Annotated in this window: 18 protein-coding genes; 7 read left to right on the top strand and 11 right to left on the bottom strand. The window is 73.7% G+C overall.

What is annotated here, in order from left to right:
- Nucleotides 1-13: 13 nt before the first annotated feature.
- The 3 genes from ACFXOZ_RS10430 to ACFXOZ_RS10420 all read right to left on the bottom strand — a co-directional run bounded on the left by ACFXOZ_RS10430 (nucleotide 14) and on the right by ACFXOZ_RS10420 (nucleotide 3,842).
- The gene (locus tag ACFXOZ_RS10430) at nucleotides 14-2,017 is read right to left on the bottom strand and encodes a fructose-specific PTS transporter subunit EIIC (RefSeq protein ID WP_380589216.1); all 2,004 of its coding nucleotides are present in this window, start codon (nucleotides 2,015-2,017) and stop codon (nucleotides 14-16) included.
- Between the two features lie 107 nt (nucleotides 2,018-2,124).
- On the bottom strand, nucleotides 2,125-3,084 hold the full coding sequence (pfkB, locus tag ACFXOZ_RS10425; RefSeq protein ID WP_380523040.1) for a 1-phosphofructokinase: 960 nt from the start codon (nucleotides 3,082-3,084) through the stop codon (nucleotides 2,125-2,127).
- The gene (locus ACFXOZ_RS10420) at nucleotides 3,081-3,842 is read right to left on the bottom strand and encodes a DeoR/GlpR family DNA-binding transcription regulator (protein WP_380589214.1); all 762 of its coding nucleotides are present in this window, start codon (nucleotides 3,840-3,842) and stop codon (nucleotides 3,081-3,083) included. The genes pfkB and ACFXOZ_RS10420 overlap by 4 nt, the downstream gene beginning before the upstream one ends.
- Before the next feature lie 334 nt (nucleotides 3,843-4,176).
- Here ACFXOZ_RS10420 and ACFXOZ_RS10415 point away from each other — a divergent pair, with 334 nt between their 5' ends.
- The gene (locus tag ACFXOZ_RS10415; RefSeq protein ID WP_380589211.1) at nucleotides 4,177-4,452 is read left to right on the top strand and encodes an HPr family phosphocarrier protein; all 276 of its coding nucleotides are present in this window, start codon (nucleotides 4,177-4,179) and stop codon (nucleotides 4,450-4,452) included.
- A 101-nt stretch (nucleotides 4,453-4,553) separates the two neighbouring features.
- Here ACFXOZ_RS10415 and ACFXOZ_RS10410 read toward each other — a convergent pair whose 3' ends face one another.
- The gene (locus tag ACFXOZ_RS10410; RefSeq protein ID WP_380589208.1) at nucleotides 4,554-5,501 is read right to left on the bottom strand and encodes an alpha/beta hydrolase family protein; all 948 of its coding nucleotides are present in this window, start codon (nucleotides 5,499-5,501) and stop codon (nucleotides 4,554-4,556) included.
- 173 nt (nucleotides 5,502-5,674) lie between these two features.
- On the opposite strand from ACFXOZ_RS10410, the gene ACFXOZ_RS10405 reads away from it, so the two are divergent.
- The 4 genes from ACFXOZ_RS10405 (at nucleotide 5,675) to ACFXOZ_RS10390 (ending at nucleotide 9,261) form a co-directional block, all read left to right on the top strand.
- The gene (locus ACFXOZ_RS10405) at nucleotides 5,675-6,289 is read left to right on the top strand and encodes a TetR/AcrR family transcriptional regulator (protein WP_380589205.1); all 615 of its coding nucleotides are present in this window, start codon (nucleotides 5,675-5,677) and stop codon (nucleotides 6,287-6,289) included.
- Nucleotides 6,290-6,527: 238 nt separating this feature from the next.
- The gene (locus tag ACFXOZ_RS10400) at nucleotides 6,528-6,878 is read left to right on the top strand and encodes a hypothetical protein (RefSeq protein WP_380589202.1); all 351 of its coding nucleotides are present in this window, start codon (nucleotides 6,528-6,530) and stop codon (nucleotides 6,876-6,878) included.
- Between the two features lie 209 nt (nucleotides 6,879-7,087).
- Nucleotides 7,088-7,678 carry a carbonic anhydrase gene (locus tag ACFXOZ_RS10395; protein WP_375891007.1) on the top strand — a complete coding sequence of 197 codons (591 nt, stop codon included), beginning with the start codon at nucleotides 7,088-7,090 and terminating at the stop codon, nucleotides 7,676-7,678.
- A 119-nt stretch (nucleotides 7,679-7,797) separates the two neighbouring features.
- A complete protein-coding gene (locus ACFXOZ_RS10390) occupies nucleotides 7,798-9,261 on the top strand; it encodes a SulP family inorganic anion transporter (RefSeq protein ID WP_380523035.1) in 1,464 nt (487 codons plus the stop codon).
- A 115-nt stretch (nucleotides 9,262-9,376) separates the two neighbouring features.
- Here ACFXOZ_RS10390 and aspA read toward each other — a convergent pair whose 3' ends face one another.
- From aspA to ACFXOZ_RS10365, 5 genes are all read right to left on the bottom strand, one after another.
- Complete coding sequence (gene aspA, locus ACFXOZ_RS10385; RefSeq protein ID WP_380589324.1) at nucleotides 9,377-10,786, bottom strand: aspartate ammonia-lyase; 1,410 nt, start codon at nucleotides 10,784-10,786, stop codon at nucleotides 9,377-9,379.
- 76 nt (nucleotides 10,787-10,862) lie between these two features.
- Nucleotides 10,863-11,891 carry an asparaginase gene (locus tag ACFXOZ_RS10380; protein ID WP_380589199.1) on the bottom strand — a complete coding sequence of 343 codons (1,029 nt, stop codon included), beginning with the start codon at nucleotides 11,889-11,891 and terminating at the stop codon, nucleotides 10,863-10,865.
- A gap of 81 nt (nucleotides 11,892-11,972) precedes the next feature.
- Complete coding sequence (locus ACFXOZ_RS10375; RefSeq protein WP_380589321.1) at nucleotides 11,973-13,457, bottom strand: amino acid permease; 1,485 nt, start codon at nucleotides 13,455-13,457, stop codon at nucleotides 11,973-11,975.
- A 32-nt stretch (nucleotides 13,458-13,489) separates the two neighbouring features.
- The gene (locus tag ACFXOZ_RS10370) at nucleotides 13,490-14,167 is read right to left on the bottom strand and encodes a FadR/GntR family transcriptional regulator (protein ID WP_380589318.1); all 678 of its coding nucleotides are present in this window, start codon (nucleotides 14,165-14,167) and stop codon (nucleotides 13,490-13,492) included.
- 197 nt (nucleotides 14,168-14,364) lie between these two features.
- Nucleotides 14,365-15,333 (bottom strand): lactonase family protein, encoded by a 969-nt coding sequence (locus ACFXOZ_RS10365; protein ID WP_380589196.1) that lies wholly within the window; start codon nucleotides 15,331-15,333, stop codon nucleotides 14,365-14,367.
- A 722-nt stretch (nucleotides 15,334-16,055) separates the two neighbouring features.
- On the opposite strand from ACFXOZ_RS10365, the gene ACFXOZ_RS10360 reads away from it, so the two are divergent.
- On the top strand, nucleotides 16,056-17,084 hold the full coding sequence (locus ACFXOZ_RS10360) for a ScbA/BarX family gamma-butyrolactone biosynthesis protein (protein ID WP_380589193.1): 1,029 nt from the start codon (nucleotides 16,056-16,058) through the stop codon (nucleotides 17,082-17,084).
- A gap of 82 nt (nucleotides 17,085-17,166) precedes the next feature.
- Here ACFXOZ_RS10360 and ACFXOZ_RS10355 read toward each other — a convergent pair whose 3' ends face one another.
- Complete coding sequence (locus ACFXOZ_RS10355; protein WP_380589190.1) at nucleotides 17,167-18,702, bottom strand: MFS transporter; 1,536 nt, start codon at nucleotides 18,700-18,702, stop codon at nucleotides 17,167-17,169.
- Entirely contained in the window at nucleotides 18,699-19,223 is a 525-nt protein-coding gene (locus tag ACFXOZ_RS10350) for a MarR family winged helix-turn-helix transcriptional regulator (protein WP_380589188.1), read from the bottom strand. Before ACFXOZ_RS10350 ends, ACFXOZ_RS10355 begins: the two co-directional genes overlap by 4 nt.
- A gap of 114 nt (nucleotides 19,224-19,337) precedes the next feature.
- On the opposite strand from ACFXOZ_RS10350, the gene ACFXOZ_RS10345 reads away from it, so the two are divergent.
- Nucleotides 19,338-20,003 carry a response regulator transcription factor gene (locus ACFXOZ_RS10345; RefSeq protein ID WP_380405365.1) on the top strand — a complete coding sequence of 222 codons (666 nt, stop codon included), beginning with the start codon at nucleotides 19,338-19,340 and terminating at the stop codon, nucleotides 20,001-20,003.
- Nucleotides 20,004-20,022: the final 19 nt, after the last annotated feature.

Genomic DNA, 20,022 nt, shown 5'->3' with positions numbered 1-20,022 from the left:
GGGCCCCCTCGGCTCAGGCGCCGACCAGCACCTTTCCGTCGACGGCGGAGTCCGCGGCCGCCGGAGCGGCGTCCTTGCGCAGCCCCTTGAGCAGGACGACCACCGCCGTGGTGACCACCGTGCCCGCCGCGACCGCGAGCAGGTACAGGAACGGGCTGCCGATCAGCGGCAGCACCCAGATCCCGCCGTGCGGCGCGCGCAGGGTGGAGCCGAAGGCCATCACCAGGCCGCCGGCCGTCATGCTGCCGACGATGTTCGCCGGGATGACCCGCAGCGGGTCCGCCGCGGCGAACGGGATCGCGCCCTCGGTGATGAACGAGGCGCCGAGCACCCAGGCCGCCTTGCCGTTCTCCCGCTCCTCGGGGGTGAAGAGCCTGCGGCGGACGACGGTGGCCAGGGCCATGCCCAGCGGCGGGGTCATGCCGGCGGCCATCACCGCGGCCATCACCTTGAGGCTGCCGGCGTCCGGGGTGGTGCCCGCGGTGGTGAGCGCGCCGGCCGCGAAGGTGTAGGCGACCTTGTTGAGCGGGCCGCCCATGTCGAAGGCCATCATCGCGCCGAGCAGCACGCCGAGCAGGATCGCGTTGGAGCCGGAGAGGCCGTTCAGCCAGTCGGTCAGACCGTTCATCGCCGAGGCGATCGGCGAGCCGACCAGCACGAACATCAGGAAGCCGACCGCCGCCACCGACAGCAGCGGGATCACCACCACCGGCATGATGCCCCTGATCGCGCGCGGCACGTTCCAGCGGATCATCCACAGCACCAGGAAGCCCGCGGCCAGGCCGGAGACGATGCCGCCGAGGAAGCCCGCGCCGACCGCCACCGAGACGGCGCCGCCCGCGATGCCGGCGGCCAGGGCCGCCCGGTCCGCGATCCCCCAGGCGATGTACCCGGAGAGGATCGGGACGAGGAAGCCGAAGGAGGTCTTGCCGGTCTGGAACAGCATCGCCGCCCAGCTGTGCGAGGAGGTCCAGTCGAAGTGGCCCAGCACGGACGGCGCGGAGGCGATCCGGTACCCGCCGATGGCGAAGGCGAGGGCGATCAGCAGACCGCCCGCCGCGACGAACGGGATCATGTAACTGACCCCCGTCATCAGGTACTTGCGCAGCCGCTGGGCCCAGTGCTCGCCGGTCGGCGCGCTCGCCGCGGTGACCGGGGCGGCACTCGCTCCGCTGCCGACCTCGGCGACCAGCCCGGCAGCCTGCGCGATCAGGTCGTCGGCGCGGTTGACGCCGGCCTTCACACCCACGTCGACGGTCGGCTTGCCGGCGAAGCGCGCGCGGTCCCGGACCTCGACGTCATGGGCGAGGATCACGGCGTCGGCGGCCGCGATCACCTCGGGGGCCAGCACCGTCGTCCCGGCCGACCCCTGGGTCTCGACCTGGATCTGCACGCCCGCCCGGGCGGCGGCCAGTTCGAGGGCCTTGGCGGCCATGTAGGTGTGGGCGATGCCGGTCGGGCAGGAGGTCACCGCGACGAGCCGCAGCCCGCCGCCGGCGACGTCCGCCTCCGGGGCGGCGGCCGTCTCCGGATCGACCGCCGCAACGGGAGCGGCAGCCGGTGCCTCCTCCCCGTTGACCAGGGCCGCGACCGCGGCCGGGCTCTCGGCCTCGCGCAGGGCGCCGGTGAACGCCGGGTCCATCAGCCGACCGGCCAGCGCGGCGAGGATCCGCAGGTGGGTGTCGTCCGCGCCGGCGGGTGCCGCGATCATGAAGACCAGGTCGGCGGGCCGGCCGTCCGGGGCGTCGAAGTCCACGCCCCTGGTGCTCCGGCCGAAGGCCAGGCTGGGCCGCGTGACGTGGGGTGATCTGCAGTGCGGGATGCCGATCCCGTCGCCCATCCCTGTGGGGGCCTGGGCCTCGCGGGCGGCCACGTCGGCGAGGAAGCCGTCGAGGTCGGTCACCCGGCCCTCGGCGACCAGGCGCTGGGCGAGGGAGCGCAGCGCCTCGCTCTTGTCCGCGGGGGCGAGGTGGAGGTCAACGAGTGCGGGTGTGATCAGTCCGCTGGTGTCGCTCATCGTGTCGGTCCTTCGACTGGTGCCTGACAGTGTTCCCTTGCCCCCGGGAATGTCCGCCGTGCCCGTCCCACACGGTCCGGCGGGGTGCCTCCGGCAGGAGGCGGTGCTCAGCCGCGGAGCGGCCGTTCGAGCGGGAGGTCCGCCGTCACGACCACGGCGGCCGGGTCCAGATCGGCCGGGGTCGGCATGACGCTCCCCGGCAGTTGTACGGCGGCGGCGCCGTGCGCCAGGGCCGCCGCCAGTGCCTCGGGGCCGGTGCCGCCGGCTCCGAGGAAGCCCGCGAGCGAGGCGTCGCCCGCTCCCACGTCGCTGCGGACGGCGGCGACCGGCGCGCTGCCGTACCAGCTGCCCTCCTCGGCGATCAGCAGCATCCCGTCCGCACCGAGGCTGGCGAGGACCTGCTGGGCGCCGCGCTCGCGCAGTTGCCCTGCTGCCGCCACGGCGTCGCCGACGGTGGCGACCGGGCGGCCCACGGCCTCGGCGAGTTCCTCGCGGTTCGGCTTGACCACGTCGGGGCGGGCCGGGAGCGCGGCGAGCAGTGCGGGGCCTGAGGTGTCCAGGGCGATCCGGGCGCCGCCCGAGTGCACCTGCGCGACCAGGTCCGCGTACCACCCGGGCCGGAGGCCGCGCGGCAGACTGCCGCAGCAGGCCAGCCAGTCGACGCCGTCGCCGGTGCCCCGGCCGGCCTGCTGGGTGTCGCGGACGAGGGCCAGCAGTGCGGCCGACTCGGCGGTGCTGAGCTCGGGGCCGACCGCGTTGATCTTCGTGAGGCCACCGCCGTCCTCGGCGATCGAGACGTTGATCCGGGTGTCGCCCACGATGGTGACCGCCGCGACGTCGATGCCCTGGCGGCGCAGCAGGTCGCGGAGCAGTCCGCCGGAGGGGCCGCCGAGCGGCAGGACCGCCGTCGTCCGGTGGCCCGCGGCGGTGAGCGCACGGGAGACGTTGACGCCCTTGCCGCCGGGGTCGAGCCGGTCCTGCCCGGCCCGGTTGACCTCGCCCACGGCGAGCGTTCCCAGCTCGTAGGTGCGGTCGAGACTGGGGTTGGGGGTGATGGTGACGATCATGCGCGGATGACTTCCGGTCCGTGGTTCTCGATCTGGGCGGTCTGCTCGTCGGTCAGTCCGGTGTCCGTGACCAGCACGTCGACCTGCTCCAGCGAGCCGAACCGGGCGAAGTGGCGGGCGCCGTACTTGGAGGAGTCGGCCACCAGGACGACGCGTCGCGCACCGGCGAGCATGGCCCGCTTGACGGCGGCCTCGGCGAGGTCGGGCGTCGACAGTGCGCCCTCCGGGGTGAAGCCGTTGGTGGCGACCACCGCGACGTCCGCGTGGACGTCGGCCAGGTCGCGCAGCGCCCAGGCGTCGACGGCGGCCTGGGTGCGGTGGCGCAGCCGCCCGCCGACGAGGTGCAGGGCGAGCGAAGGGTGGTCGGCCAGCCGGGCCGCGACCGGGAGGGCGTTGGTGACGACGGTGAGGGTGCAGTCCAGGGGCAGCAGTCCGGCCAGCCGGGAGACGGTCGTCCCGGCGTCCAGGATCACGCTGCCCTCGGTGGGCAGCAGGGCCAGCGCCGCCCTGGCGATGCGCTCCTTCTCGGCGGCGGCCGTGGAGTCCCGTTCGGCCAGGCCGGGTTCCAGGTGCAGGGCGCCGACGGGCAGTGCGCCGCCGTGCACCCGGTGCAGCAGGCCGGCCTTGTCCAGGGCGCTCAGGTCACGCCGGATGGTCTCCTGGGTGACACCGAAGTCCTCGGCCAAGGTCGGCACGTCCACCCGGCCCCGCTCCTGGGCGAGGTGGAGGATCTGTTGCTGCCGCTCGGGTGCGTACATGTGGGATTGAGTCCGTTTCATGTCCGTTTACGCCTGGTGAAGCCCGACCATACGCGCTTCGGACGGAAATGCAAGGGGCTGCTCCGCCTCCCGCCGTCTCTCGTCGCCTCTCGTCGCCTCCCCTTCGGTCCGTGACGTACGCCCGAATGTGTTGACATCTGCTCGCAACCGGGCGTAGAACCAACCGAAACAACACGCCAACGGGCGTGAAACCAAAGACCGCCTGGCCCCCCGCGACCGCCCCCGTACCGCGGGGGGCCGGGCACCACCGGGCCCGGATCCCACCCGGGCCGACCGTCGTCCCCTCCTTCTCCCCCTCTCCCCAAGGACTCCCATGCACTCGACCCAGGTCACCGTCGGCTCCAGCAGCGGCCTGCACGCCCGCCCGGCGTCACTGTTCGTCCAGGCCGCCACCGCCCGGCAGCCGGTCAAGGTCACCGTCGGCCGCCCGGGCCAGACCCCCGTCGACGCCCGCAGCCTGCTCTCCGTACTCGCCCTGGCCGCCCGCTCCGGCGACATCCTGGAGCTCACCGCCTCCGGCGACGGGGCCGAGGACGCCCTCCGGGCACTCGCCGACCTGCTCGCCTCCGACCTCGACGCGGCGGCCTGACCGCCCCCCCGCCGGAAGGTGCCCGCCCGGCGCCGGGCGGGCACCGGGCCGGGCTCCCCCGTGAGCCCAGCGGCCCCGGCCCAGCGGCCCCGGCCCTGCGCCTACTTGGCCTCGACCCGGCCGACCGGGTCGGGGCCGGTTGCCAGCGCCTCGCACGCGGCCTGCCAGGCCCCGTCACCCGGCGCGAGCCGGCTGCGGAGGTAGGCGGCGGTGAGCCGTCCGAGGGCAGCGACCCGCCCGGGATTCTCGTCGGTGGTCTCGGCGGCGTCGTACCCGGCGATCCCGCCGAGTCCGTGCCCCGCGTCGAACAGGGTGAGCAGGTCCTTGGGGCCGGGGGCGAGGGTGTAGGGGTCGGCGTGCCAGTCCGGTCCCATGTCGGTGAAGTGCCGCGAGTCGTCCTTGTCGCCCGCGACGACCAGCGCGGGAGCGGTCATGGTGGAGAAGTCGACGGATCCGATGACGGGCCACTGCTCGGCCATCGGCCCGTTGAAGACGTCGCCGCCCCTGCCGGGCGCGGCGAGCAGGACGCCCGCCTTGATCCGCGGTTCGGCCAGCTGCACCACGTTCCCGGTGACGGGGTCGTTGAGTCCGGCGCCCAGCAGGAGGGCCGCTGTGAAGCCGCCGAGCGAGTGCCCGACGAGGGCGACCTTGGTGCGGTCGATCCGTCCCGCGAGCTGCGGCACGGTGCGCTCGATCTGGTCGAGCCGGTCGAGGACGTGGGTCATGTCCTCGGCGCGGGAGCGCCAGAAGTCCGGTGCGCCGGGGGCGTCGGCGACCAGGTGGCTCAGCGTCCGGGAGGTGAGGTGGGTGGGCTGGATGACGACGAAGCCCTGCTCCGCCCAGGCGTTGGCGAGCGGCGCGTAGCCGTGCAGCGAGGACAGGTGGTGCGAGGGGCCGTGGCCGTGGGAGAGCAGGATGACGGGCAGGCCGCTTCCGGTCCCGGGCGCGGAGACGCGCACCTGGAGGTCCACCGGCCGCCCGGGCACGGACAGGACCACCGGGCTGTACGACAGGACCGGGACGGGTGCGGTGCGGGTGGTTGCGCTCATGCTGAGCAGTGCTCCTTCTGCGATGGGCGTCGCCCTGCGATGGGTGTCGCCGCGGTCGGCCCAGGCCGGGCGGCGGCAGGCAAGCAGGCAGGGGTTCAGGGGCGTCCCGCTTCGGCTAAGCTGAAGCGGAACGCTGTCCCACTTACTATCCGGAACATGGTTCCGCTTTGTCAATGGATGCTGGAGGAAGAGTCGTGCCCGGCGAGGACCCCACGGGAAGGACGTCGGCCCGGAGCAAGCGGGCCGACGCGATGCGCAATCAGCAGGCGCTGCTCGCGGCCGCGGCCGAGGTGTTCGTGACCTCGGGCGTCGACGCACCGATCCGCCGGATCGCGGCCGAGGCCGGCGTCGGAACGGGAACGATCTACCGGCACTTCCCGACCCGGGCCGATCTCATCACGGCCGTCTACCGCCACCAGATCGAGGAGTGCGCACAGGCCGGCCCGCGACTGCTGGCAGCCGCCGACTCCCCGTTCGACGCGCTGCGCCGGTGGATCGACCTGTTCGTCGACTTCCTGGTCACCAAACACGGGCTGGCCGACGCGATGCAGTCGGACAGCACCGGCTTCGCCGCCCTGCACGGCCTCTTCCTCGACCGCCTGCTGCCGGTCTGCGCGCAGCTGCTCGACGCCGCGGTCGAGGCCGGTGAGATCAGGGCGGGCACCCGGCCCTTCGAGCTGATGCGCGGCATCGGCAACCTGTGCATCGGAGGCAGCGGCCCGCAGTACGACCCACGGCGCCTGATCGACCTGCTCCTGCACGGGCTGCAGTACCCCCGGCCGGCGTGACGCCGGCGGCGACCGGGCGACCGGGCGGTCGGATCGCCTCCGGAACGGAGCAAGCCGACACTCCCGCCCCGAACGGTTCACCGCCTGCCCGCATTCCACCCCGTCAGTTCATGGACCATCACCGGTCGGCCGAACTGATTCACGGACTGTTCACGACAAAACCGGAACTCGCCCCCGCCCGTGGCCGTCGGAATTCATGACGGTTCGACACATCCCACAGGCAGGGAAAGGAACGGCAATGTCCTTGGTCAGGAGGGTGATCGGCGCCGCCGCCGTGGCCCTCGTGGCCGTGTTGGGGCTGGTGGTGCTGTCCCAGTCCGCGTCCGCCCTCACCCGCGAGGAACGCTGCCCCCGAATGGTCGCGGAGGCGAAGCTCGCCGAGGAGGCGGTGGCCCCCAAGTGCCCGCCGGGGCTCGGCTGGACGCGTCCGCGGAGCGTCGAAGTCCCCTCGTGCCAGCGGGAGTTGCACCCGGCCCTCGCCGACGAGGCGTCCACCGGGGACGACCCGTCGGCGACCCGCGCCTCCGACCCGCCGCACGGGGCGCGCAGACAGCCCAGAGCCGCCGTCCTCCAGGTGTTCCGCTGCTGATCGGTCCCGACCGCGCACGCACGCTCGACGACGGTGGCGACACTCCCCACGGGTGACCCACCGCCCCACGTCCCGGCAGTCCACGACGGCCCGCGGCAGTGCTTCCGCCTGCCCGCGCCGCCGCGCTCCGCGCTGCCCCCGTACCGAGCGAGCGGCACGGTCCCGAAGTCACCGTTCCCACAGGACTTCCGAAGGGCCCGAGGCACGACATGCAAGGATTCATCGACCACGCCCGCACCTTCCGCCGCCGCGCCGCGCAGGAGGCCGACGCCTTCGGGCGGCTGGCGGCGGGCCAGAGCCCGCAGGCGCTGTTCATCACCTGCTCCGACTCCCGCATCATCCCCTCCGCCGTCACCGGCGCCCGGCCCGGGGACCTCTTCGAGCTGCGGACCGCCGGCAACATCGTCCCGCCGCACCGCCCGTCCGCCCCCTCGGCCGAGGCCGCGACCATCGAGTACGCGGTCGAGGTCCTGGGGGTCGCCGACATCGTGGTCTGCGGCCACTCCCACTGCGGCGCCGTGGGCGCCGTCGTCCGGGGCGAGGACCTCACCGGGGTGCCCGCCGTACGCGACTGGCTGGCCGACGGCACCGAACTGACACCCGCCGGGGAGCCCAGCCACGACCTGGCCGCCCCGGTGCAGCGGCACGTGCTGGACCAGCTGGCGAGGCTGCGCACCCACCCGAGCGTCGCCCGCCGGGCCGACCAGGGCCGGCTGGGCCTGCACGGCTGGTTCTACGAGGTCCACACCGGCGCGGTGCTCAGCCACCGCCCCGGCAGCGACGTCTTCCTGCCGCTGTGACCCGGCGGCCCGCCCCACCGCCGCCCACCACGCCATCGCCGGCCGCCCCGCGGCCGGCCACACCACAGCCGACCACGCCGCGGCCGACCACCCCCGGACTCCCACCGATGAGGGCTCCCATGCGCTTTCCCACGCTCAAATACGACCTGACCGCCTCGCTCGTCGTCTTCCTGGTCGCCCTCCCGCTGTGCGTCGGCGTCGCCGTCGCCTCGGGCGTGCCCGCCGAACTCGGCCTGATCACCGGCATCGTCGGCGGCCTGGTCACCGGCATGCTCCCCGGCAGCAGCCTCCAGGTCAGCGGCCCGGCCGCCGGACTGACCGTGCTGGTCGCCGAGACCGTGCAACGGTTCGGCCTGCCGGCCCTCGGCCTCGTGGTCGCCGCCACCGGCCTGCTCCAGCTGCTGCTGGGCGCGCTGCGCTGGGGCCGGTGGTTCCGCGCGATCTCCGTCGCCGTGGTGGAGGGCATGCTGGCCGGCATCGGCCTGGTCATCATCGCCGGCCAGCTCTACGCGATGGCCGACCGGCCGGCGCCCGCGAGCGGGGTCGACAAGCTCCTGGGCCTTCCCGGCCTGCTCGCCCGGCTCGTCTCCTCGCCCGCCGCCGGCTACTCCTTCGTGATCGGCGCCGGCACCATCGCGGTGATCCTGTTGTGGCAGCGGCTGCCCGCCCGGGTGCGGGTCGTCCCCGGCGCACTGGTGGCCGTGCTGCTCGCCACCGGCACCGTCTGGCTGCTCGACCGCCCGGTGAAGAAGGTCGAGGTCCAGGGCCTCCTGGACGCCGTCCAGCCACCAGGCAGCGGGGTGTTCGAGCAGCTCACCCCGGCGCTCGTCGTGACGGTCGTGGCCTTCACCCTCGTCGCCTCGGCCGAGAGCCTGTTCAGCGCGGCGGCCGTCGACCGGCTGCACGACGGACCGCGCACCGACTACGACAAGGAGCTGATGGCGCAGGGCGCGGGCAACGCGCTCTGCGGCGCCCTCGGCGCCCTGCCGATGACCGCGGTCATCGTCCGCAGCGCCGCCAACGTCCAGGCCGGTGCCCGGACCAAGGCGTCCCGCGTGCTGCACGGCGTGTGGCTGCTGCTCTTCGCCGCGCTGCTCCCCGCGGCCCTCGGCGTCATCCCCGTCGCCGCGCTGGCCGGGGTGCTGGTGCACGCCGGGTTCAAGCTGCTGCCGTTCAAGCAGTTCGGGCCGCTGTGGCGCGAGCACCGGGCGGAGGCGCTCGTCCTCGCGGCCACCGCCGTGGCCATCGTCACGGTCAACATGTTCGAGGGCGTGCTGATCGGCCTGGGCCTGTCGGTCGTCAAGTCGGCCTGGGAGACCTCCCGGCTGCACGTCGACACCGAGGAGCGGCCCGGCGGCCTGCTCCGGGTCCGGCTGACCGGCAACGCCACCTTCCTCCGGCTGCCCAAGCTCCTGGACGCCCTGGAGGCGCTGCCCGCCGACCGCGTCGTGGAGCTGGACCTCTCCGGGCTCCGGCACCTCGACCACGCCTGCCAGTCCGCGCTGACCACCTGGACCGAGCGCCACAACGCCCGGGCCCCGGAGGACGTGCGGCTGATCCCCGCGCTGGCCGGTCCGGCCTGACCCTGGCCCCGTCCCGCGGAACACGCGTCGCCGCACCGGAACTCCGGTGCGGCGACGAGTCGTTCGACGCGTTCGCCGTGCTCCGTGCTCCGCGCTTCGTTATCCGTGCTCCGCGTCAGGCCACCGGCGCGCCGGTGCCCGCGATCACCTCGGGCCGCAGCAGGGCGGCGAGCCGCTCGGCCGGGAGCAGCCCCTTCTCCAGGACGAGTTCGGCCACGCCCCGGCCGCTGGCCAGCGCCTCCTTGGCGATGTCGGTGGCGGCCGTGTACCCGATGTGCGGGTTGAGGGCGGTCACCAGGCCGATGGAGTTCTCGACCGTCGCGCGCAGCACCTCGGTGTTGGCGGTGATGCCGACGACGCACCGCTCGGCGAGGGTGAGGCAGGCGGCCCGCAGATGGGTGATCGACTCCGACAGCGAGTGCAGGATGATCGGCTCGAAGGCGTTGAGCTGGAGCTGCCCGGCCTCGGCGGCCATGGTGACGGCGACGTCGTTGCCGATCACCTCGAAGGCGACCTGGTTGACGACCTCGGGGATCACCGGGTTCACCTTGCCCGGCATGATGCTCGAACCGGCCTGCACCGGCGGCAGGTTGATCTCGCCGAGGCCCGCGCGCGGCCCCGAGGACAGCAGGCGCAGGTCGTTGCAGCTCTTCGAGAGCTTGACGGCGACGCGCTTGAGCACCCCGGACATCTGGACGAACGCCCCGCAGTCCTGGGTGGCCTCGACCAGGTTCGCCGCCGTGACGAGGGGCAGCCCGGTGAGGTCCGCGAGGTGGCGGCGCGCGGACTCGGCGTACCCGGCGGGGGCGTTGAGGCCGGTGCCGATCGCGGTGGCACCGAGGTTGATCTCCAGGATCAGCTCGACGGCCTCCGCGAGCCGGCTGCGGTCCTCGTCGAGCATCACCGCGAACGTCGAGAACTCCTGCCCGAGCGTCATCGGCACGGCGTCCTGCAGCTGGGTGCGGCCCATCTTCAGCACGTCGCGGAACTCGACGGCCTTGCGGGCGAAGGCCTCCTGGAGCACGGCCATCGCGTCGAGCAGGCCGCGCACGGCGAAGACGGTCGCGATCCGGACGGCCGTCGGGTAGACGTCGTTGGTGGACTGGCCCAGGTTGACGTGCTCGTTGGGGTGCAGGTGCCGGTACTCCCCCTTGGAGTGCCCCAGCAGTTCCAGCGCCCGGTTGGCGATGACCTCGTTGGCGTTCATGTTGGTCGAGGTCCCGGCGCCGCCCTGGATGACGTCCACGACGAACTGCTCGTGCAGCCCGCCGCCCCGGATCTCGCGGCAGGCGGCGACGATCGCGGCGGCCTTCGCGGGCTCCAGCAGGCCGAGTTCCTCGTTGGCGAGGGCGGCGGCCTCCTTGACGGCGGCGAGGGCGTCGATCAGGTGCGGGTAGGTGGAGATGGGCGTGCCCGTGATCGGGAAGTTCTCGGTGGCGCGCAGCGTGTGGACGCCCCAGTAGGCGTCGGCGGGGACGTCGCGGTCTCCGAGCAGGTCGTGTTCGCTGCGGGTGGCGGCGGTCATGGGGGTCGCGGCGATCGTGGGTATGGCGGCGGTCATGGGTGTGCGGTCCTCTTCCTTCGTGGAACGGTGGATCGGGTCAGACGGGGGCGGGCAGCGCCGACGGGTCGAGCGCCGCCACCGGCCGGACGCCGCCGACGAGCCTGCCGCCACCGGTCGTCGGCGCCCCCGCGAACGCGGTGAGCAGCCGCGGCTCGACCCCCGCCAGGGCCAGCGCGGCCGCCGCCACCGGGACGCGCGCCCGGTTCGCCCCGTCGGCGATCTTCACGGCCACGGCGCGGCCGTCCGGCAGCGCGGCGATCTGCACACCCTCGAAGCCGTCCTTGGCCAGCAGTCCGGGCACGGCGCGCATCAGCGCGGCCGTGTCCCGGCCCGCGCCGGAGGCCATCTCCGGGTGCCCGCGCAGCGCGTCCGCCACCCGGGACTCGGGGGTCCCCGGCGCGCCGGTGGCGATGCGGGCGGCGGCGCGGGCGAGGCCGTGCAGCGAGACGGCGAACAGCGGGGTGCCGCAGCCGTCGACGCTGACCCGCGCGATGCGTTGGCCGGTGAACTCCTCGACGACCCCGGCGATCAGCCGCTGGAGCGGGTGGGCCGGGTCGTCGTAGTCGGCCGACGACCAGCCGTTGAGCCTGCAGAGGTAGAGCATCGCGGCGTGCTTGCCCGAACAGTTCTGGGCGAGCCGGGAGGCCGGGCGGCCCTCCCGGATCCAGGTGTCGCGGACAGCCGGGTCGTACGGCAGGTCCGGGACGTTGCGCAGGTCGTCCTCGGAGAGGCCGGCGAGCTCCAGGATCCGCCGGGCACCGGCGAGGTGGCGCTCCTCACCGGAGTGGCTGCCCATCGCGAGGGAGAGCAGTTCGCCGTCGAGCGGCAGGCCCGCCCGGACCATGGCGACGGCCTGGAGCGGCTTGAGGGCCGATCGCGGGTAGCAGGCGGCTTCGACGTCGCCGAGCCGGAACCGGACCTCGCCGTTGCCGCCGCCGTCCTCACCGAGGACGACGACGGAACCGTAGTGGACGCCCTCGACCACTTCGCCACGGATCACGTGGGCGACGGGCTCGTGGCGGGGCTCGCGGATCGCGGGGGCGTCCGCGAGGGGACTGTTGAACATGAGACGTGCCTCGATCGGTGGTGGTTGTGCCGGCGGCCTGCGGGAGCCCGGCGTGTGGGATCCCTCGGGCCGCCGGCGGGTTCAGTCGCCGGCCCCGGCGGCGACACGGGCGATCCGGCCGCGGATCGCGTACCAGCCCGCAACCAGCGCCCCGGCGATCAGCGGCAGGCACAGCACGGTGGTGCGCCCGGCGCCGCCGTCGGCGTACATCAGGACCAGGACGGAGACGAGGAAGGCCAGCGTCACGAGCTCGGTCCACGGCGAGCCGGGGAGGCGGTAGCCGGGCCGGGTCAGTTCGCCGGCCCGGGTCTTCCGCCAGAAGAGGAGGTGGCAGACCATGATCATGCCCCAGGTGGCGAGGATGCCGATCGCCGCGAAGTTCAGCACGATCTCGAACGCGTCGGCGGGGACCACGAAGTTGAGGCCGACGCCGAGCACGCACATGCCGCTGGTCAGCAGGATGCCGCCGTACGGCACCTGGGTGCGGCTCATCCGGGCGGTGAACCGGGGGGCCGAGCCGCTCACGGCCATGGAGCGCAGGATGCGGCCGGTGGAGTAGAGGCCGGAGTTGAGCGAGGACATGGCCGCGGTGAGGACGACCAGGTTCATCACGCTGCCGGCCGCCGGGACGCCGATGTGGGACAGCACGGTCACGAACGGGCTCTGGCCGGAGCTGTACCTGTTCCAGGGCAGCAGCATCGACAGCAGGACGACCGAGCCGACGTAGAACAGGCCCACCCGCCACATGATCGAGTTGATCGCCTTCGGCATGATCTTCTCGGGATTCTCGGTCTCCCCTGCCGTGACGCCGACGAGTTCCACCGAGGCGTAGGCGAAGACGACTCCTTGGATGATCAGCAGCATCGGCATCAGGCCGTTGGGGAAGATCCCGCCGTTGTCGGTGATCAGGGACGGGCCGGGGACGGCGCCGTCGACCGGGTGCCGGGTGACCAGCAGGAAGATCGCGATGCCCATGAAGACCAGCAGCGCGCCGACCTTGACGATGGCGAACCAGAACTCCAGTTCACCGAAGATCCGCACCGAGATGAGGTTCACCGTCAGCACCGCGGCCAGGGCCACCAGCGCGATCACCCACTGCGGGATGTCGGAGAACAGGTGCCAGTAGTGGGTGTAGGTGGCGACGGCGGTGATGTCGGCGATACCCGTGGTCGCCCAGTTGAGGAAGTACATCCAGCCCGCGGTGTACGCGCCCTTCTCCCCCAGGAACTCCCGGGCGTACGACACGAAGGCGCCGGAGGACGGGCGGTACAGGACGAGTTCGCCGAGCGCGCGCACGACCAGGAAGGCGAAGGCGCCGCAGACGGCGTAGGCGACGAACAGGGAGGGCCCGGCGTCGGCGAGCCGACCGCCCGCGCCGAGGAACAGGCCGGTGCCGATGGCGCCGCCGATGGCGATCATGTTGACGTGCCGGGGCTTCAAGGACTTGCTGTAACCGGCGTCACCGGCGTCGACGTGACGGGTCGTGGAGGTGGTGGGGGCGGTGAGGTTCGTGGGGCTCTCAGGGCTTGTGGGGGCAGTCGGGATAGTGGAGGTGGTGGGGGTCATGCGGCGCTTCTCGTCGTCGAGGAACTGCTCGCTCACGCCTCGGCTCTGCCTTCCGTGGGGGTCTCCGTGCGTCCTGGGTGCACGATGTGGGTGAGGGTCGCCTCGACGCGGTGGAGGTGGTGCGACATCGCCGCGACCGCGTCGGGCTCGGAACCGTCGACCAGCGCCTCGACGATCGCCCGGTGCTCGCAGTTGGACTGCTCGCGGCGATCGCCCAGCTCGTTGAGGAAGGCCGACTGACGCGCCAGTGCGTCGCGGATCTCCTCGATGACCCGGCGGAAGACCGGGTTGCGGGAGGCCTCGGCCACCGCCAGGTGGAAGACCGTGTCCAGCGCGACCCACGCGGTGGTGTCGGTCTCCCGGTCCATCCGGTCGAGCAGGTGGGCCAGCTGGTCCAGGTCCTCCGGGGTCCGGCGCAGCGCCGCGTACCCGGCGACCGGGATCTCGACGTGCCGGCGCACCTCCAGCAGGTCGCTGGCCGCGTAGTCGCCGAAGGTCGGGTCGTCGACCGTGTTCGCCACGACGAAGGTGCCCTTGCCGGCCTTCGAGACGGTCAGGCCCATGGTCTGGAGCGCCCGGAGCGCCTCCCGCAGCACGGGCCGGCTGACCTCCAGCGTGCGGCACAGCTCCGCTTCGGAGGGGAGCTTGTCCCCCACGGCGTACTCGCCGCGCTCGATGGCGCCGCGCAGGTGGCCGAACACCGCTTCCATCGCGCTCACGCGTCGGGGGACCGATCCGGCTGTCTGGCTGTCTGACAGGTTCACAGGACGATCCTGGGCCGACGGGGCGGACGGTGTCAAGACGTCGGGAGCGCTCACCTCAGAGACCGCATGAGGGACCGCTTGAGAACGTCCACGGGCCCGTCGGTGCCCGACGGCTCACCCGCCGGGCACCTCGGGGCCCGAGGTCAGCGGGCGATCGGCAGGACGGACGTGGGCTCACTGACCGCCAGCGGCTCCCCGGCCGGGCTCAGGAGGCCGGTCGACGGGTCGCGGTGGAAGACCGTGACCGTGTCCGAGCGCTGATTGGCGCAGAACAACAGTCGGCCGTCCGGCGTGAGCGCGATGTCGCGTGGCCAAGTCCCGCCGCAGGGCACGGTGGTGAGCAGCTCCACGGACGCGCCGTCGTCGTGCACGGTGTACACCGAGATCGCGTCGTCGCCACGGTTGGTCGTGTAGAGGAAACGGCCGTCGTCCGACACGCGGACCGCGGCGGCGGAGTTGGCGTTCGGCGCATCCGGATCCCGTCGGGTCTCGACCTCGGCGACCGGGTCGAGGCGGCCGGAGAGCGCGTCCCAGGTGCAGACGGTGAGGGTGGAGGAGAGTTCGTTCAGGACGTAGGCGTACCGGGCCGACGGGTGGAACACCAGGTGCCGGGGGCCGCGGCCCGACGGCAGTTGCACCGTCCGGTGGGCGCTGAGCGGGCCGTCGGCCGGATCGAAGGCGTAGACGTACACCCGGTCGGTGCCGAGATCGGTGCACAGCAGGAAGCGCCCGTCCGGCGAGGGGGCTGCCATGTGGGCGTGCGGGGAGGTGAGCCGGTCCCCGGAGGCCTCCCGGCCCGGGTGCCGGACGGTCTGCACCGGCTCGGCGGTGGCGACCGCGCCGTCGGCACCGGTCGCGACGACCGAGAGGACGCCGTCGCCGTAGTGGGCCGCGAAGACGTGCGACCCACTGGGGTGGACCGCGAGGTGGCAGGGGCCCGCACCGCCGCTGACGGTGTCGGCGACCACGGCACCGGGCTCGGCACCACTCGCCACGCGCACCGAGACGATCCGTCCGACCGCCTGTTCCAGGACGGCGTGGACGACCGCGCGCGTCGGGTCGACCGCCGCGTAGGAGGGGTGGTCCAGCGGGAGTGTGCGGACGGGACTCATGGCGCCGGTTCCGTCGTAACCGACCGTGCACAACCCCGCTCTGGGAACGTCGGCCGGGGCGGCACTGCCGATGACCAGCAGTCCGCCGGGCGACGTGGTCGGAGGATGGTTCACGAAAGACCTGCTCTCTGCTCTCCGGGTGGCGCGCGATCCGCGACGCCGGTCCCACCCGGCACCGGCCGTACGGGATCGGCCGTACGCGCTCGCGCCGGGCTGTCGAGGTGGTCACCCCACGAGCGGGCGGACCCGTCGATCGTCCCGGTGGCACCGGGCCGTGAGGTGGGGGGTGGGGTGAGGTGGGGCGGGAAGTGCCGAAGTCTATCCGGCGGCCGAGCGCGCGGGAACCGGCATCGGGCGGGTGGTACGGCGTGGCAACTGCGCCTCCCGGTCGGCCGTTTGACGACCACCCGGGAAGGCCCGGCACCGGCCCCGTTCCGCTGCTACGACCGGGCCGCCCGAGCCGGTGACGCCCCTGCTCCCAGCGCTTGTGATGATGGGCTCGTCAACCCGGATCGTCCGCATCACCGCAGGTGAACGGCCGTGTGCTGACCGTCGAGGTGATCGGTCGGGCGCGGACGGACAGTCCCGGCGTTGACACGGCTGCGCTCGGCCGCCGACGCGCCCCCGGCCCCGGCTCCCCGACGAGCGGACCGGCAGGTGCGTACCCCCACGCGCCCTGAGCAGCCGGTCCCGCCCACCCCGGCCCCTTGGAGCGCTCCCCCATGTCCCTGCTCGCCTACTTCGCCCCCACACTCGCCCCGGCCCCCGCCCCGGCCGGCGGGCCCCTCGGCACACCCCCCGCGCCGATCCGCCCGGCCGCTCCGGCACCCCGACTGACCAGCACCGTCGCCAAGGAGTACGTCCACCGGGCCTGCCACGCCGAGGTCTTCATCACCGGCAGCGAGCCGCTCGGCGACACCGCGTTCACCGTCACCGCCCAGTGGCCGCGGGCGCACACCTTCTTCAGCACCCCGGACGGGACCGGGTACGACCCGATGCTCGCCGCCGAAACGGTTCGCCAAGCCGGGCTCTACCTCGCCCACACCCGGTACGGCGTCCCGCTCGACCACAGGTTCATGATGTGGAACCTCGACTACACCGCCCGCGCCCGCCGGCTGTCCATCGGGGAGACACCCACCGACCTCACCATCGAGGCCAGACTCCTCCCGCGCCCTCGGCGCACCCGCAGCACGGTCGACTTCACCTTCACCGCGACCGTCCGCCGCGGCCCCCACCTGGCCGCGACCGGCGAGGCCCGCTTCACCACCGTGCCGGACTCCACCTACCGCCGGCTGCGCGGCGCCCGCCCCGTAGGCAGCCCGATACCGGAGGCAGCCGAGGCAGGGACCGCCCGCCCCCTACCGCCGACCCTGGTCGGGCGGGTCCGGCCCTGCGACGTCGTGCTGACCCCCACCGACACCCCCGGCACCTGGCTCCTCACCCCCGACCTCCGGCACCCGATCCTCTTCGACCACGCCGGCGACCACATCCCCGGCATGGTGCTGCTGGAGGCCGCCCGCCAGGCTGCCAACGCCCTCGGCGCCCCGGCCACCATCGCCCCGGTCACCATCGCCCCGACCGCCGCGGCCACCACCTTCCACCGCTACGCCGAACACGACGCGCCCACCACCGTCACCGCCCGGCGCACCCCCGGCGAGGAGCCGGACACCGTCACCACCACGGTGACCGGACGCCAGCACGGCGAGCCGGTCTTCACCACGGTCCTCACCGGCCGACCCGACCGGGGCTGACCCGCACGCCCCCGTGCGGGCCCGTCCGGCCCCGGGTCGGACGGGCCCGCACCGCTGACCGACGGTCCGTCATGTCCCTTGATCAGGAAGCACTCCCGAGTCGGCCGAGCGAGCGGTCGGGGAGGACGAGGAGGAAGAGCAGGGCCGCGCCGCCGAACATGAACAGCGCGAGGTGGTGCAGTCCGGCCGTGGTGGCGCCGTGCGGGAAGAAGGCCGCGTTCGCGGCCGAGGCGGCCATCGCCCCGAGGTACATGAAGGTCCGCAGCAGCCCGGCCGCGGAGGCGATGGCGGCCGGGTCGGCCTGGTGGTAGAGCGCGGTCTGGTTGCCGAGGCCGATCAGCCCCTGCGGGATGCCCGCCAGCACCCCGACGGCGATCAGCAGCACCGGCGGACTCGCCGACCCCGCCATCAACAGGGCCGCGCAGGCGGCCATCTGGACCGCCGCGCCGACCACCAGCTTGCCCCGCACCGCCGCACGGCGACCGGTCGCACCGGAGACCGCGAGGGCGGTCAGCGAGAGCGGCAGCAGCACCAGCCCGGCGGAGGCGGCGCTCAGGCCGCGCCCCTGCTCCAGCCACTGGGTGTAGCCGTAGAGGAAGGCGTAACCCGCCGTGCAGCCGAGCACCTGGCGCAGATAGGTGGCGACCAACGGACGGTTGCCGGCCAGGGCCCGCAGGTCGATGAACGGGCTGCGGGCCCTGGTCTCCCGGAGCACGAATCCGACGCCGGCCAGGACCGCGAGCACCGGCAGGTACCAGCGCTCCGCCCCGGGCCGCATCACGAACAGCATCAGTGCCAGCAGGAGGACGGCGAACAAGGCGATCCCGGACCGGTCCAGCCGCCCCCCGCCGTCCCGGCCGTCCCGCCGCGGACCGGCGACGGGCAGCCGGGCGGACCCGAGCACCAGACAGGCCAGCGACAGCGGGACGTTGACCGCGAAGATCGTCCGCCAGCCGCCCAGCCCGATCAGCAGGCCGCCGAGCGTCGGCCCGATCACGGCGATGGTCTGGTTGGCGACGGCGAGCACCGTCAGCACCCCGGTGGGGCTGGTCCGCCCGGTCCGCCCGGTCCGCTCGGCCTCGCTGCGGGTGAGGTACATCGCGGCCGGGTACGCGGCGGAGGTGCCGATCCCGAGCAGCACCCGGGCGACGACCAGCAGCCCGAGCGTGGGCGCCAGCACACCGACCAGTCCCGCCAGGCCGACCAGCGCCGTCCCGGCCAGGTAGAGCCGGCGCGGCCCGTAGCTGTCCACCAGCCGGCCGATCACCGGCTGGCCGACGGCAGTGGCGAGGTAGAGCCCGCTCACCAGCCAGGCCGTCTCGGCGGGCGGCGCACCGAAGGCGGTGCCGACGGGCACCAGGGCCACCGCGATCATCGAGGAGTTGATCGGGTTGAGCACCGAACCCAGCACCATCGGGGCGAGCAGCCGACGGTTGAACCCGTCCCCGGGCCCGGCCGGCCCGGTGGGCCCGGCGGGCGCCTCTGCCCGGGTCGGGGCCAGCGCGGCAGGGACGGACGAGGCGGGGACGGACGGGGCCGGGATGGACGGGGCCGCTGCCCGGTCCGCGCCCTGGCGTCGGGAGCGCAGCCGCGCCAGCAGCGTCGACGGGCCGGTCATCGCTGGTTCAGTCGGCTCGGTCGGCTCAGCCGACTCGCCCGGTTGAGCCGGTCCAGCAGGGGCAGCGCCGCCAGCACGGTGGCGCGCTCGGCCTCGCTGAACTCCTCCTCCAGGGCCCTGGCCAGCCACTCCTCACGGGCCCGGCGGCTGTCCGCGATCCACTCCAGCCCGGTCGCGCTGAGGTCCACCACCTGGCGGCGCCCGTCCTCGGGGTCGGGGCGGCGGGCGACCAGCCCGTGCGCCTCCAGCGCGGCCAGCGTGGCGGCCATCGACTGCGGCCGGACCCGCTCCGCAGCGGCCAGCGCGCTCGCGGCGGCCGGCCCGTCGGTGATCAGGCGGTTCAGCACCGCGGTCTGCGAGGGGGTGAGCCCGCTGGAACCCTGTCCCTTCTCCTGGAGGGTCCGGCGCAACCTGCTGAACACGGCCCGGAGCTCCCGGGCGGCCAGCGCGGCCGTGTCGGCATGGGACTCCGAGGCAGGCGGTGCCTCCGGAACGGCTGGGGCGGTTCGCTTCTCGGTCACCGCTCCACGGTAATTTCATCAGTCCAAACTGTCCAGCCTTGCTGTAGACCTACACCGCCAGGACGAACCGGACCCGGCACCACCGCCCACCCGGACGGTCCGGATAATGGCGTCATGATCGACAAGCAGCTCCGCGTCGTCCTCGCCGAGGACTCGGTGATCCTCCGCGAGGGGATGGTCGAGCTCCTGACCGCCCGTGGGTGCGCGGTGGTCGCCACCGCCGGCACGGCCCCCGAACTGGTCGCCGCCGTCACCGAGCACCGGCCCGACGTGGCCGTGGTGGACATCCGGATGCCGCCCACCCACACCGACGAGGGGATCCGGGCCGCGGTCGAGATCCGGGCCACCGCACCCGGGACCGGCATCCTGGTCTTCTCCCAGCACGTGGAGACCGCCTGGGCCGCCCGGCTGCTGGCCGGCGGCGCCGCGGGCATCGGCTACCTGCTCAAGGAACGGGTGGCCCGCACCGCCGAGTTCGTGGACGCCCTGCACCGGGTCGCGGCGGGCGGCACGGCGCTCGACCCGGAGATCGTCAACGGGCTGATGCACGGCGGGCGGCGCAACCGGGTGGACTCGCTCACCGCCCGCGAGCGCGAGGTACTGGAGCTGATGGCCCAGGGCCACTCCAACCGCTCGATCGCGGGACGGCTGGTGGTCTCCGAGCGAGCGGTGGAGAAGCACGTGGCCGCTGTGTTCACCAAGTTCGACCTGCCCGCGACGGACGCCGACAACCGCCGGGTCAAGGCCGTCCTGGCCTACCTCGCGGAGACCGGGGCCTGAGCGGCCCGGCCCCCTGCCC

The sequence above is a fragment of the Kitasatospora sp. NPDC059160 genome, from assembly GCF_042755465.1.
Taxonomy (GTDB): domain Bacteria; phylum Actinomycetota; class Actinomycetes; order Streptomycetales; family Streptomycetaceae; genus Kitasatospora.
This window is presented reverse-complemented; position numbering and strand designations above follow the sequence as displayed.